This window comes from Cystobacter fuscus (genome assembly GCF_044360685.1).
Taxonomy (GTDB): domain Bacteria; phylum Myxococcota; class Myxococcia; order Myxococcales; family Myxococcaceae; genus Cystobacter; species Cystobacter fuscus_C.
In genome coordinates this window covers 8,744,825-8,758,420 of sequence record NZ_CP043491.1, presented here as the reverse complement: position 1 = coordinate 8,758,420, position 13,596 = coordinate 8,744,825, and the positions used below count along the sequence as shown (strand labels likewise).

8 protein-coding genes are annotated in these 13,596 nt (G+C 67.2%); 3 read left to right on the top strand and 5 right to left on the bottom strand.

Features of this window, described 5'->3' with window-relative positions:
- Positions 1-27: 27 nt before the first annotated feature.
- Genes F0U63_RS35805 through F0U63_RS35795 form a run of 3 tightly spaced genes read right to left on the bottom strand, consistent with a single transcriptional unit; the run spans position 28 to position 3,588 of the window.
- Positions 28-1,206, bottom strand: coding sequence for a TadE family protein (locus F0U63_RS35805; protein WP_395837141.1), 1,179 nt, complete (start codon positions 1,204-1,206; stop codon positions 28-30).
- Between the two features lie 14 nt (positions 1,207-1,220).
- Entirely contained in the window at positions 1,221-2,747 is a 1,527-nt protein-coding gene (locus tag F0U63_RS35800; protein ID WP_395837139.1) for a TadE/TadG family type IV pilus assembly protein, read from the bottom strand.
- Positions 2,748-2,760: 13 nt separating this feature from the next.
- The gene (locus tag F0U63_RS35795; RefSeq protein ID WP_395837137.1) at positions 2,761-3,588 is read right to left on the bottom strand and encodes a TadE/TadG family type IV pilus assembly protein; all 828 of its coding nucleotides are present in this window, start codon (positions 3,586-3,588) and stop codon (positions 2,761-2,763) included.
- 153 nt (positions 3,589-3,741) lie between these two features.
- On the opposite strand from F0U63_RS35795, the gene F0U63_RS35790 reads away from it, so the two are divergent.
- Positions 3,742-5,295, top strand: coding sequence for an SDR family NAD(P)-dependent oxidoreductase (locus F0U63_RS35790; protein ID WP_395837135.1), 1,554 nt, complete (start codon positions 3,742-3,744; stop codon positions 5,293-5,295).
- A 6-nt stretch (positions 5,296-5,301) separates the two neighbouring features.
- Here F0U63_RS35790 and F0U63_RS35785 read toward each other — a convergent pair whose 3' ends face one another.
- Together F0U63_RS35785 and F0U63_RS35780 are read right to left on the bottom strand one after the other, a co-directional pair.
- Positions 5,302-6,219: a glycosyl hydrolase gene (locus F0U63_RS35785; RefSeq protein ID WP_395837133.1), complete on the bottom strand. Its 918-nt coding sequence runs from the start codon at positions 6,217-6,219 to the stop codon at positions 5,302-5,304.
- 106 nt (positions 6,220-6,325) lie between these two features.
- Positions 6,326-7,918, bottom strand: coding sequence for a carboxylesterase/lipase family protein (locus tag F0U63_RS35780; protein WP_395837131.1), 1,593 nt, complete (start codon positions 7,916-7,918; stop codon positions 6,326-6,328).
- A 215-nt stretch (positions 7,919-8,133) separates the two neighbouring features.
- Between F0U63_RS35780 and F0U63_RS35775 the strand changes: the two genes are divergently transcribed.
- Both F0U63_RS35775 and F0U63_RS35770 read left to right on the top strand, forming a co-directional pair.
- A complete protein-coding gene (locus tag F0U63_RS35775; protein ID WP_395837129.1) occupies positions 8,134-11,181 on the top strand; it encodes an SNF2-related protein in 3,048 nt (1,015 codons plus the stop codon).
- A gap of 1,060 nt (positions 11,182-12,241) precedes the next feature.
- Positions 12,242-13,252 carry a hypothetical protein gene (locus F0U63_RS35770; RefSeq protein ID WP_395837127.1) on the top strand — a complete coding sequence of 337 codons (1,011 nt, stop codon included), beginning with the start codon at positions 12,242-12,244 and terminating at the stop codon, positions 13,250-13,252.
- Positions 13,253-13,596 lie beyond the last annotated feature (344 nt).

The following is a 13,596-nucleotide window of genomic DNA, read 5'->3' as shown; positions in this document are numbered from 1 at the left end:
CCGTCCTGGCTCACCCTCATCCGCGCTTCAGTGACTGGTCGCGTCCGGATCCTCGTCGCACGCCTTCGCGCCGTAGTTGAAGTAGCTCTGGGAGTCGCTCAAGTTGCCGACCTGCGAGTACACCGACTCCGGCTGGTCCGACTTGATGGCTCCCTGGAAGAAATCACCCCGGCATTCATAGGCGCGCATCGGCCAGTTGGCCTCGCGGCCATTGGTGCTGTTCTTGATGCCTCGCTTGACCTTGATCACGTCTGGCTCGCAGTTGTTGAAGCAAGCCTTGTCGTCCGACTGCCAATAGGCCGCCTGGAGCACGTCTCCTGGCATGGTGCGCGTGGGCCGGGTGCCCGCCGGGGACGGAGCGGGGTAGTAGCCGTCTTCCTTCACCCCCCGGACGAGGACCGCCTTGTCGATGAAATCATTGTCGAAGGGATACTCGAGCCCGAACAGGCTGAGCACCGAGCCGATGGCGCTCAGTCCCGAGCCCGCGGCGCTGTCGAGCAGCCCCAGATAGGCCACCTTCCGCACCCGCTCGCGCACCCGGCTCTCCACGATGCCCTTGTTGTTCTTCGGGTTGTCTCCCGGCTGCCAGGCGCGCCAGGTGTCGTGGTACAGGTAGAAGGACTCGGTGAAGCCCAGGTCCAGCTTGTTGTCGGAGAAGCCGGTGACGTACTGGCCAATCCGCTCCGGGATGATCCGGTTCTCCAGCTGGATCCTCACCGTGCTCTGCACCGCGCCCTTCGACGCGTCGAAGCCCAGCTTGTTGACGATGGTCTCCACGGAGTCGCCCACCAGGGAGGTGACCATGCCGAGCATTCCGCCCACCCCCGCGCTCGAGCCCGCCTCCGACAGCGAGCCCCCGATGGGCGCGGGTTTGTCGCTGGCGGAGAAGGAGAGGGTGAGCTTGTTGCGGAAGCCCGCGCCGAGCGCCACGCCCTTGTCCGAGCCATTGAGATCCTGATAGCGGCTCTGGGCCTCGGCGGTGATCTGCCCCAGATCCTTGCGCACCGTGCGCTCGAAGGCGATGAAGCGCGCGGCCTCGGCGGCCTTGATGCGCACCCGGAGGACTTCCCAGAAGTAGTTGGACCACAGCACGAGCACGACGAGGATCGGCGCCATGATGGCGAACTCGACCGTCGAGCTGCCCCGGCGGGCCGCAAGGCGGCGCGCTCGGCGCCTGGCGCGGGGGTGGGGGAAGGGAGGATTCATGGCCCCGGTCTCCATCAGTAGTTGAGCATCCAGGGCTCGACGGCGCCCCAGTTGGTCATGACGGCTGTCATGATCCCCACGAGCTGCTGTTCCCAGTGCGTGGTGACCGGCGCCAGGCGGGCCGTCCACAAGGGGTTGTAGAAGTTGGGCTCCTCCTTCCAGTTCCCCGGACGATGATAGATGGCGCGCCCCACCGACATGGCGAGCATGCCGCCTGTCGCTTCGGTGAAGATGCCGTTACCCGTTTTGTCCTGGGTCATGTCGAGCTCGCCATTGCCGTCGATATGGCCGCTGCCCTGACCCTTCATGAAGTTCGTCCGGAGCTGGAAGACCTCGCGCGCCGCCATCACGTCCTTGGTGGCGAACACCATGTTGCACGGGTAGCCGAAGTGGTAGATCCACGGAGACCAGTAGCTCGGATCGGCGAGGACGAAGGGCGTGATGCCCTGCCACGAATGATGCGAGCTCGACTTCGAGCCGTTCGCCTGATGGAAGCCCCCTTCCTTGTTCGCCGTGACGCGGACCTTGTAGTCGAACTTGAAGATGGTCTTGCGGAAGGGGCCGAGGCAGGGGGCCAGCACCCGCATGCTGATGTCGTCCGAGGCGAAGAGCTCGTCCCGGCGGTTCTGCGAGACGAAGCTCTTGATCTGCGAGTCCGCCACCTTGTCGATGGAGATCCCCACACCGAAGCAGACGTTGACACTCCAGCGGCGGCCGATGAGCAGGGGTCCCTTGCCGCGCGCCGTCCACTCCTTGCGCACGCTGTTGGCGACGTTGCCCATGAGCAGGCGGTACTTCGCCATGTTGGGATCGCTCAACGCGTTGCTGCCGCTGAGCAACTTCTTGCGGGTTTTCAGTCCGGTGTCCACCGAGGCGGTGCTGCCACTCGAGTTCGGGCCGTCATCCAACACGTGCAGGAAGTTGGTCGCGTTGCTGAGGTTCATGATGCCGTTGAAGCCGCCCCCGATTCCGCTGGAGTCTTCATCCGCGAAGCCATACCTGGCTTTTGGATCCGTTCCCGAGAAGGGTTGGAGTGATTGCGCGGTGTAGATGTCCATGTACGTGGACAGCAGCAGGGCCTCCTGGGCCAGCCATAACCCGATGTTGATGTAGGTCAGGATGGGGACGATCGTCTGGACCAGGATGTCCACGACCTTGACCCAGGCGTTGATGGCTTGCTCGATGGCCGCGAAGATGGCGCCGATCGCGGGGATGTATTTGAGGTACTTCGCGGCGGTGCCCACCGTCTTCTGCAGGTAGAGGGCATGGCTCACGTAGGACACCAGCGTGAGCATGGCCGAGTAGTGCACCACCATCGCGCGGTTGGTGTAGGCCAGGAAGTTATAGGTCCGCGCCTGCTTGACGGCGATGGAGTAGGACTGGGCGTCCGCGGCGTCCTGGGTCTTGATCTTCGAGTAGACGCCGTGACCGATGCTCACCGACGTCATCACCATGACGGCCAGGATGAGCATGGCGATGGCGCCGATGATCATGGCCTGTCCGCGCTCGTCGCGGCGCAGCTTGCGAATCAGACGGAACATCAGGGGCTCCTCGTCATTCGTCCACCGCGCAGGGGCTGACGTGCTTCTGCATCATGTTGGATTGCATGCGCATGGAATAGTTCGCGCTCAGGGGGATGATGTACTTGCGCTGGTCCAGGGCGAGGCCGGAGATGAGCCTGTAGTCATTCTTCTGCCGGCTCGTCTTGCCTTTGTTCGCGCCCAGCGCCTCCAGGGCCTGGTGGGAGGCTCCGCCCCCCAGGCGCTGGTTCTCGAACTGCAGGCCCCTGAGCTTGTCCAGGGAGTCGAAGCCCATGAACCAGCCGTGGATGAGCCAGTTGGCGAAGGGGATGCGCATCTCGTAGAAATAGGTGATGCGCACCGTCAGCAGGTTGGCGGCGACGATGGTGTCATCGCGCACGTCGTCGTAGTCGATCTCCTGCGCCTTCATGGCATCGCCATAGGTGGAGAAGAGACCCGAGATCTGGCTCCTCTTGGGATTGAGCACCTCCACGCGCAGCTTCTCGAGCTGGCCGGGGATGTGGAAGAGCCTCGGGCTGTTCATTCCCTCCTCGGCATACTCCGCGTAGACCTGGATCGCCCTGTCCAGGGTGTCGACCCGACCCGGATTTCCCAAGGGGGTGGGCCCGAGCGTGGGCAGCACGGCGAACAAGGCCGCGTAGTGCATGTTCACACAGCTGCCGTGGTTGACGATTCCCGCCCGCGCGGAGCGGTAGGCCGCGTACTCCGTCATCAACCGCGCCTGGTACATCATCCCCAGCTGGATGATGCCCAGCACCATGAACACCATCATGGGGATGATGAGGGCGGCCTCGACGGCCGCTTGACCCGATTCCCGGGAAGATGTGGGGGACACCTTCATTGTGGGCGCCAATTTCACTTGGAGGGGACGATGTAGGACATACGTCAACTGGCCGAGCACATCGTTTCAGGGCCTGGTTGTCCACTTACTGCCCGTTGGGGCGACTTCACCCGTCCTTTCCGGGACCCGCCGCGGAAGGTATGGACTCGGGGCATGAAGGATGCAGAAGCCCAGACGCCCCCCGCCGAAGTGCCCGCTCCCCCGTCCCTGGACGAGGTTCTCCGGTGCACGCACCTGCTCGAGAAGCTGGCCGGGGATCGCCGCCTGCTCAAGACCATCCCCGAGGCGGAGCGGATCGCGCTGCTGACCGCTGCCGGCAACGTGGTGCACCCGGACCGGGAAACGAAGGCCCGGCTCGCCAAGGCGCTCCGGCGCGAGCGCAAGGAGACGAAGCGCGAGCACGACCGGGGGCTGCGCGCGGGGACGGAAATCCGCTCGCTGCGCCGCAGCGCCGTCTTCACGGTGCCGCTGCTTCCGCCGCCGCCCTCGGAGGGGCCGGAGCGGCTGCTCGAGGTCGCGCGCCAGTGCTACGTGTGCAAGGCGGAGTTCCGCAAGCTGCACTTCTTCTATGACGCCATGTGCGGGGCGTGCGCGGACTTCAACTACGCCAAGCGAACCCAGCGGGCGTCCCTGTCCGGACAGGTGGCGCTCATCACCGGGGCGCGCGTGAAGATTGGCTACCAGGCGTCGCTGATGCTGCTGCGCTCGGGGGCGCGGGTGATCGCCACCACGCGGTTTCCCAAGGACGCGGCGCGGCGCTACCTGCGCGAGCCCGACTTCGCGGAGTGGTCACACCGGTTGCACCTCCACGGATTGGATTTGCGCCACGCCCCCAGTGTCGAGCTGTTCGCGCGGCACATCGAGCGGACGCACCACCGGCTGGACATCCTCATCAACAACGCGGCGCAGACGGTGCGCCGTCCGCCCGGCTTCTACGCGCACCTGCTCCAGGGCGAGCTGCTCCCCGTTGGCGAGCTCCCGGCGGAGGCGCGCCCGCTGCTCGCCGGACACGAGGCGTGTGTCGCCGAGCTGCGTCCCGTCCTGGGGGAGGGCGCCCAGGCGCTCGAGCCCACGTGGCGCAGCGCCGATCCCGCGCTCGGCATCCACTCGTCCGCCGCGCTGTCGCTGTTGCCATACGCGCTCGAGCAGGAGGGGGACACGCGCGCGTTGTTCCCCGAGGGCCGGCTGGACGCGGACCTTCAGCAGGTGGACTTGCGGCGGATGAATTCCTGGCGGATGCGGCTCGCGGACGTGCCCACCGCGGAGATGCTCGAGGTGCACCTGGTGAACGCGGTGGCGCCCTTCATCCTGTGCGGCAAGCTCAAGCCGCTGATGATGCGCGAGCGCTCCACGCCCGGCCACATCGTGAACGTCTCCGCCATGGAGGGCAGCTTCTCGCGCGGGAAGAAGACGGACAAACACCCGCACACCAACATGGCCAAGGCCGCGCTGAACATGATGACGCTGACCTCGGCGTCCGACTACGCCAAGGACGGCATCTTCATGAACGCGGTGGACACCGGCTGGGTCACCGACGAGGACCCGGTGGTCTTCGCCGAGCGCAAGCAGCGGGAGGCGGATTTCCAGCCGCCGCTGGACATCGTCGACGGCGCGGCGCGCGTGGTGGATCCGGTCATCTCCTCGGTGAACAGCGGCCAGTACGTGTGGGGCAACTTCTTCAAGGACTACCGCCACACGGAGTGGTGAGGCGCGTCAGCGGTAGGGGAGCGAGAGGTAGTGGGCGCCCAGCTCCGTCAGGGTGCCCGGCGCGCCCAGCAGGCTCGCGAAGCACGGGTCATTCGTCCACCGGCCCGTGAACCAGGCGTAGCGGAACACGTCCGCGCGGCTCTCGCAGACGGCCACCATGTCCGCCATCTGGGCCTTCTGCTTGGCCACCGAGTCGATCTGCGCGCCATCCTTCTGGCTGTGGCAGTTGGCGAACTCCGTGACCCAGAAGGGCTTGCCGTACTTCTTGAGCCGGTCGAGCTGGCCCCCGAGCCCGTAGTCGTACCAGTGGAAGGCGATGTAATCGATGCGCGGGTCGCGGTTGCCATTCGCCCCGCGGTAGGCCGCGTAGAAGGCATCCAGCCAGACCACCGGATCCGAGTAGCCCTCCAGGGTGCCCCAGCTCATCGCGGGGCCCACCAGCTTCACCCCCGTGTTCGCGGCGACGCTCTCGTAGCGGGGCCACAGCTTCGCCGCGTCCTGGGGCGTCATCCTGGCCTGATCATTGAGGTTGGGCTCGTTGAGCAGCAGCAGGTACTGGATCTCCGGATGGGCCTTGAGGAAGGACTCGGTCTTCGCGGCGTCGAAGTTGCCGTTCCACAGCATGGGGATGAAGTCCATGCCGTAGCGCGACCGGTAGTCCGCGGGCACGTTCGCGTGGGGCCGACCGCTCCAGTTGTACCACCAGCTCACCCCGGGAGCGACGGCGGCCAGATCCTCGGGCGCCGCGAAGTCGAAGGCGATTCCCCGCTTGGCGCTCTTGGTCACCACCGGCTGGGGTCCCGCGTCTCCCCCGGAAGGAGTGCCCGGGGAAGGGGTCGACGGCGTGTCCGTGTTGGATGGACTCGCACCACAACCCAGCAGCAGGAATGCCGTGATGCACGCCGACGTGATCAGAGATTTCATGTGTTTCGGCCTTTACGAGGAAGACGCGGCGCATCATCCCCACACCCGCATGCCGCGACAAGCGATTGCGGCGCGGGTGTGGCGTCCCCTTGGGTGCTGACGGGCGTCAGCGCTTCTGGGCGGCGGCGTCCGCGGCGGCCGCGGTCACGTCCAGGCGGGCCTTCCACGGATCGGCCTGGGGCACCGGCTCGCCGCTCGCCGAGAAGTCCACGAGTTGATCCGTCGCGGGTTCATACCGCGGCCACTCGGGCAGACCTTCTCCGTTCGGGTTGCCCGTCTTGGCGAACCGGACGAAGTACGTGTTGGCCGCGTGAGCGGCCTGACGGTCGCGATCGGTCGTCTTCTCTCCGTATTTGAGCTCGACCGTGTCGAACACGTAGGGGATCTCGGTCGCGTGCGGAGCGCCCGTCTTCCACTCGGAGCGCATGGAATCGGCGACGTAGGAGAAGCGGTAGTGCCAGGCGGGCTGTCCCTGCTCGGCCGCGGCGCGGGCCGTGTGGCGCGCGGGCTCGATCATGGTGCGATCCATCCCGGTGAGGGCGAGCAGGGCGGGCAGCTCGGCGGTTCCCGTGGGATCATAGGCCGCGCGCGCCGCCTCCGGAGCCGGGTAGGAGGCGAACAACTCCTCCTTGCTCCGGGCGAGGCCGTAGCCGAGGTCCGCGCTGGTGGCGCCCACCATCACCGGCACCTTGGCCCAGCGTCCGGCGCGGTAGGCGGCATCCGGTGACTCGGTGACGATCTGCCCGTCGATCATGGGGCCCGCGTAGGTCGGCGTGCCCATGTTCATCAGGTTGAAGTCCGCGAGCCGCTCGGCGGGCAGGGCGCGCAACGCGGCCAGGGCCTCCGGACCGGTCTGCTGGATGCCGACGACCTTGGCGTACTGCTCGCCAATGTCCTCCGCCGAGGCTTTACCCGTCGGCGAGGCTTCGTTCAGCCTGTTCTCACCCATCAAATGGCCGCGCCCGCCTCCCGACATGATGATCGCCCGGTGGAACAGGCCGCGTGACTTCGGCGAGGTCAGCAGGGTGTGGACCGAGAAGCCGCCCGCGGACTCGCCGAAAATGGTCACGTTGTTCGGATCTCCTCCGAAGGCGGCGATGTGATCGCGCACCCACTCCAGGGCGGCGAGCTGATCCATGTAGCCGAAGTTGCCGGTGGGCGCGCCGTTGGCCTCGGCCGTCAGCGCCGGATGCGCGAAGAAGCCGAGCCTGCCGAGCCGGTAGTTGAAACTGACGAGCACCACGCCCTGTCTGGCGAACCGGGAGCCGTCGTACACGGGCGGAGACGAGCCGCCGTTCACGAAGCCGCCGCCGTAGATCCACACCATGACGGGCAGCTTGCCGTTCGCGGGTGCATCGGCCTTGCGCCAGACGTTGAGCGTCAGGCAGTCCTCGGCGGGCGGCGTGCCCAACGGAGCGGCGTCGCCCGCGAAGGGCACCTGCATGCAGTCATGACCGAAGGCGGTCGCCTGACGCACGCCGCTCCACGCCTGGACGGGTTGGGGGGGACGCCAGCGCAGATCGCCCACGGGCGGCGCGGCGAAGGGGATGCCCTTGAAGGACAGAACGCCCTCTTCCACGGAGCCCTGGACGATGCCCCCGGCGACCTGGGCCTGGTCGGGCGCGAGGGCACCTTGGCCCGAGGCACAGCGGATGAGCGACGCGGACAGGGCCGCCAACATCACGATTCGCGACTTCATGATTTCCTCCGGGTGAAGGGATGGGCCTTGTGACGCCGGGTGCGAGTACGAGCCCGGCGCCGCGGCGCGGAGCATGGGGCACGCTCCCCTCTGGAATCCGCCCTCATGCGGGCGAGCTGTTGGAATTCCAGCGATGGCCACACCCTGGGCGCGGGGCCGCCCGGGCCGGAGGCCTTTTTTTGCGTGGGGCCCGGCGCGGGGATAGCAGTCCTCGTATGTCAGTGACCGCGGAGTTGCTCGAAGCCGTCCGGGAGGAAGCGCGCCCGGACACCTGGTCCGCTGGTATGGGCCTGGCCCGCGCGGGTGCCGTCTCGGTGCAGTCCGTCGGAGAGGAAGAAGCCGTCCTGCGGGTGCGCGCCGCGGGCAGGCCGGCGCCCCTGACCACCGTGCTCTACCCGGAGGATGAAATCTGGGAGTGTGACTGCCGCGGCCGGGTGGATCCCTGCGAGCACGTGGTGGCGGCGGCCATCGTCCTCCACCAATCGCGGACCCAGCCCGCTGCCGCGCCGCGCCCCGCCGCGCGGCCCATGCCCGCTCCGAACCGGCTCGCTCCGAATCGGCCCGCTCCCGCCCAGGCCCCCACGGCCCAGACTGCCGCGCGCCCGGGCACCGCGCCGAAGCCGGAGCGCATGGTGTACCGCTTCAAGCGCGTGGACGGAGGACTGCAACTCGAGCGCCTGCTGGTGCGTCCGGACAACACCGCGCGGCTGCTCGCGCGCAGTCTGGCGTCGCTGCTGGCCAACCCCGTGGAGGCGGTGCGCATCCACGTGGAGCCGTGCGATCTGCTCGCGGACAAGCTGCTGTCGCGGCCCACCAAGGGCGCGCTTCCTCCCGAGCGGCTCGGCGCGCTGCTGCGCGTGCTGGAGCCCGCGCGCACGGTGATCTTCGACGGCGCGCTGGTGTCCGTGTCGAGCGAGCCCCTCCTGCCGCGCGTCACCGTGGAGGACCGTGGCGAGCAGACGGTGCTCAAGATCGAGAAGGACCCGCGCATCACCGAGGTGGTGAGTGCCGGGGTGGCGGTATGCGGGGGCGCGCTCTGCCCGCTCGGCGAGCAGGGCCTCACCGGCGCGTGGCTGGAGAGCCTGCCGCAGGAGAAGGTCTTCTCGCCCGCGCAGATGGGGGATTTCACCGGCAAGGTGCTGCCGGACCTCGCGCGGCGCATGCCGGTGGACGTGCGGAGCCAGCGGCTGCCGCCCATTGATCGCACGCTCAAGCCGCGCATCTCCGTGGAGCTGAACCAGCTCGACTCCGGGCTCTCGGTGCTGCCCACCCTGGTGTACGGCGCGCCGCCCTCGGTGCGCATCGACAACGGGCGCATGGTGTACCTCAAGGGCGCGGTGCCCGTGCGCGACGAGGCCGCCGAGCAGAAGCTCATCCACCAGTTGCGCGACGAGCTGAACATGGTGCCCGGCCGGCGCGTGACGGTGCAGGGCAAGGAGGCGGTGCAGCTCGCCGACAAGCTGCGGCGCTGGCGGGGCGACCTCACCGGCGACGCGGCGCGCGTGGTGAGTCCCCATGTGCAGCTTCGCCCCTCGCTGTCGGTGGACGCGGGGGCCTCGCGCGAGGGGGTGCCCCAGGTGGGCTTCTCGTTCGACTTCCAGGTGGAGGGAGCGGGGGATGGCGCGCCCCGCTCGGTGGACGCGGGCGCGGTGATGCGCGCGTGGGAGGAGGGGCTCGGTCTGGTGCCGCTGGAGGGCGGCGGATGGGCCCCCCTGCCCACCGAGTGGCTGAAGACGCACGGCCAGCGCGTGGCGGAGCTGCTGGCCGCGCGGGGGAAGGATGGGCGGCTCGCCAACCACGCCATCCCTCAGCTCACCGGGCTGTGCGAGGCGCTGGAGCACCCCCCTCCGCCCGGGCTCGAGAAGCTGGCGCCCCTGGTCCAGGGCTTCGAGAAGCTGCCGGACGCGCGGCTGCCCGAGGATCTCACCGCCACGTTGCGCCCCTACCAGCTCCAGGGCTTGAGCTGGCTCACCTTCCTGCGGCAGGCGGGACTGGGCGGCGTGCTCGCGGACGACATGGGTCTGGGCAAGACGTTGCAGACGATCTGCACGCTGGGGCCGGGCTCGTTGGTGGTGGCGCCCACGAGCGTGTTGCCCAACTGGGAGGCGGAGGTGAAGCGCTTCCGGCCCTCGCTGAAGGTGTCCGTCTACCACGGCCCCGGCCGCGTGCTGGACGAGACGGCCGACGTGACGCTCACCACCTACGCGCTGCTGCGCCTGGACGCGGAGGTACTGGGCGCGAAGGAGTGGGACACGGTGGTGTTGGACGAGGCCCAGGCCATCAAGAACCCGGACAGCCAGGTGGCGCGCGCGGCGTACGGGCTGCGGGCCGCCTTCCGGGTGGCCTTGAGCGGCACGCCCATCGAGAACCGGCTCGAGGAGCTGTGGAGCCTGATGCACTTCACCAACCAGGGGCTGCTCGGGGGGCGCAAGGAGTTCGAGGAGCGGTGGGCGCGGCCGGTGTCGGACAACCAGAAGGGCGCGGCCGAGCGGTTGCGCGCGCGCATCCGTCCCTTCGTCTTGCGCAGGCTCAAGCGGGACGTGGCGCCCGAGTTGCCGCCGCGCACCGAGTCCGTGCGGCACGTCACCCTGAGCGAGCGGGAGCGCGCCGTCTATGACGCGGTGTACGCCGCCACGCGCGAGGAGGTGGTGTCCCAGTTGGAGGAAGGGGGCAGCGTGCTCAAGGCGCTGGAGGCGCTGCTGCGGCTGCGCCAGGCGGCGTGCCACCCCGCGCTCGTGCCGGGACAGCAGGCGAAGACGTCCTCCAAGGTGGAGGCGCTCATCGAGGCGCTCGGCACCGCGGTGGCGGATGGGCACAAGGCGCTCGTCTTCTCGCAGTGGACGTCCATGTTGGATCTCATCGAGCCAGCGCTGCGGGAGGCGGGCATCGGCTTCATCCGGCTGGATGGGAGCACGGCCAATCGCGGTGCCGTGGCCGAGCGGTTCCAGGATCCGGAGGGACCACCGGTGATGTTGATTTCGCTCAAGGCGGGCGCCACGGGACTCAACCTCACGGCGGCGGACCACGTCTTCCTGGTGGACCCGTGGTGGAACCCGTCGGTGGAGGCGCAGGCGGCGGACCGCGCGCACCGCATCGGCCAGCAGCGGCCGGTGATGGTGTACCGGCTGGTGTCCCGGGGCACGGTGGAGGAGAAGATCCTCACCCTGCAGGAGAAGAAGCGGGCGCTCTTCGAGTCCGCGCTCGGCGGAGCCTCGGGGGGAGCGGCCATCACCCGGGCGGACCTCATGCAACTGCTCGACTGAAGCGTCTACATACTCCCAAGACGGCCTGGACGCGTGAAGGAGGGCGGCTCCGCGTGAGCACCAAGGGCCGCCACGAGCACCAGGAGAAAAACCGCCGGCTTCCAGGTGCTCCGCGTTCTGGTTCCATGCTTTCTCGTGGCCAACATGCTCCTCCCGGTGTGGTGTGTGAGGTTGCCGAGGGAACCATGAGGGACTGGCCTGGAAAAGGTGTCGGGTGTGTCAGGAGGGGAGGGCGGGCCGGGAGTGCACAGCCGCTCCTCCTTGTTAGGAGTGGGTTCGACGCAAGACGGCGGGCAACCTCTATTGAAAGCGGCGGGAAGCGAAGCCGCACGGGCGGATTTGGTCCCTACTCGGGCCAACGGCGGCCTACTCGGTTTCCCCTCTGAAAAGAGGGGCGCTCTTCTGTTCAGAGGCGTCCGGGACCGTCCATTGGATTTGGTTCTTTTTTGGTCCCTGCGAGGCCCGGATTGCTGGAAGTGCAGCACAAGCTATGCTCGAACATAGGTCCACCTCGAGGCCGTGGCGCCCATTGCTGGCCATCAAATATGCCTCTCGCAACCTCGGGCCGTCCACCCGTCCCGCGTACCACTCGGGGAGCTGTTGTAGCCATCCAGTGAGCATCGGCAGCCCGAGCGGGAGCACTGCCCCTCGCCAAATCGCCTAAACGAGGGATCGGGATTCTCGTACGGGCTCAGGCGACACGCCTGAGCTCGGCTCGACAATGAGGTGCAGGCGCCGGGCGTCACGGTACTCACCCGCCAAGCGCCACAGCAGCTGGATGAAGAGGGCACTGGCCTTCGACCTTCCCTCCACCCACGTCAGCTACCCGGTGCGCGAATGGAGCGCGCCAGCCAGATAGCGCTTCTGGTTGTTGCCGGGCGTCAGCACCACCCGGCACTGCCCGGGCAGGCACCAGTCGCGGCCCACCTCTGCGTACACAGAGCCGAACGGGGAGTGCCCATGCCGCCTCTTCCCGCTCGGTCTGCGCCCGCCTACTCTCCAGCCCCGTTCGAGAATCGTGAGCGTCGGTTTAGTAGTGTGATGGATAGGAGTGTGATGGATGCTGGACCCCGAAGTCGAGTATGTCCTCGGTGTGCTCGGCTACGTCGTCGCCTCGCACGTCATGGCACGAGCCAGCCTCGGAAGACGGTCGGGCGCCTATGAAGAGACGCTGACGGCCGACTTGCGTGACCTATTCGAGCTCTATGATGTGGCGAACGCGTACCTTGGAAGCGTCGGGTCCGCCAGCCGTATGCAGGTGAAGGTGACGGACCTCGCCAAGCTGGATGAGAGTCGCCTCGGTGCTGACTTTGTCCTAGTAATGCGAGGCCAGGACGACGACGGAGCAGGTAATCGTCGGGAAGTTCGGAAGGTGGTTCTCGTTCAGGCGAAGCGTCAGGACTTCACCGCTACGTCGCTCAAATACGCTGCGTCTTCGAACCACGTTGAGAAGGCGAAGTCGATGGTGCGCGCCGTTGGGCTGGCAAACTCGTATTTCGCGTTCTATCATTCCGACACTGTTATCAAATCTGCCCCGGCGGTGTCTTGGCTCCCGCCTCCACATGGCCGGCCTGCGCTCTTTTATCTCTTTCCAGCGAGGCCCGCGCAGAACCAGCTCTTTGTGCAGCATCACCCCTACCGGCATCAGTCGGCTTTCCTCGAGGTGTCCGGCTATCGTTCCCTGACTCTCATGCAGAAGGGGACGATGACTCTCGATGGCTACGAGTGGGGTGTCGCTCTAATTGACGCCAGCTATTTCGTGAATGCCAGCGGAAACCCTAATAACACTACGCTCCCAACAGTGACTCACGTGCTGTCGAACGGGAGTCACCTGCCCAGCTTCCTTTTGGGCCTTGCAAAGTGCACCCTCGCCGAGAACCTCCCTGACGATAGGACGTTGCGTCAGCGACTCAAGGCGGCACTAGGGCTTTCAACACTGGGCGGCGATGCATCACCGGAGTTCAATCCCTCGTTCATGGTTGCCATCGAGTTCGCCTCGAGTCATGGCCAGGCCGAGTCCGAGTGGGAGTTTCTCTCGGACTTGTCGCCGGAGCCACTTCCGCGCGAGTGACGTGGTCCTCCCGTGCTCCAGCGTGACGAGCGCGGAGCCCCGAGACGGTGTCAAAGGACTCGAAACGAGGGACGCGATCGAGAACGAGACTTGGCGTGGACGGATGATCTCACTGGCATCCGAGTCTTTCCAGGGAGTTGCGGCTGGTCCGACTGGTGAATCGACCTCGCGGATTGTCCGGAGGGGAGGGGATGGGTTGGCCGCTGAGGATGTTCCAAGAGGAGGGCTATTACTTCCGCCTCGCTTTTGTCCGGGGATTCTTTCTCCTCCTCTGGGGCGGCGGTGGGAGGGGGCTCCGTCGGGGGGGCGAGGGGCGAGGCGGTGAACGCATGGAGGCGCCTCCT

What these genes read in the sequence shown, in the direction of transcription:
- F0U63_RS35805 (WP_395837141.1), bottom strand. Translation starts at nt 1,206, where the DNA reads ATGAATCCTCCCTTCCCCCACCCCCGCGCCAGGCGCCGAGCGCGCCGC.
- F0U63_RS35780 (WP_395837131.1), bottom strand. Translation starts at nt 7,918, where the DNA reads ATGAAGTCGCGAATCGTGATGTTGGCGGCCCTGTCCGCGTCGCTCATC.
- F0U63_RS35800 (WP_395837139.1), bottom strand. Translation starts at nt 2,747, where the DNA reads ATGTTCCGTCTGATTCGCAAGCTGCGCCGCGACGAGCGCGGACAGGCC.
- F0U63_RS35770 (WP_395837127.1), top strand. Translation starts at nt 12,242, where the DNA reads ATGCTGGACCCCGAAGTCGAGTATGTCCTCGGTGTGCTCGGCTACGTC.
- F0U63_RS35785 (WP_395837133.1), bottom strand. Translation starts at nt 6,219, where the DNA reads ATGAAATCTCTGATCACGTCGGCGTGCATCACGGCATTCCTGCTGCTG.
- F0U63_RS35775 (WP_395837129.1), top strand. Translation starts at nt 8,134, where the DNA reads ATGTCAGTGACCGCGGAGTTGCTCGAAGCCGTCCGGGAGGAAGCGCGC.
- F0U63_RS35795 (WP_395837137.1), bottom strand. Translation starts at nt 3,588, where the DNA reads ATGAAGGTGTCCCCCACATCTTCCCGGGAATCGGGTCAAGCGGCCGTC.
- F0U63_RS35790 (WP_395837135.1), top strand. Translation starts at nt 3,742, where the DNA reads ATGAAGGATGCAGAAGCCCAGACGCCCCCCGCCGAAGTGCCCGCTCCC.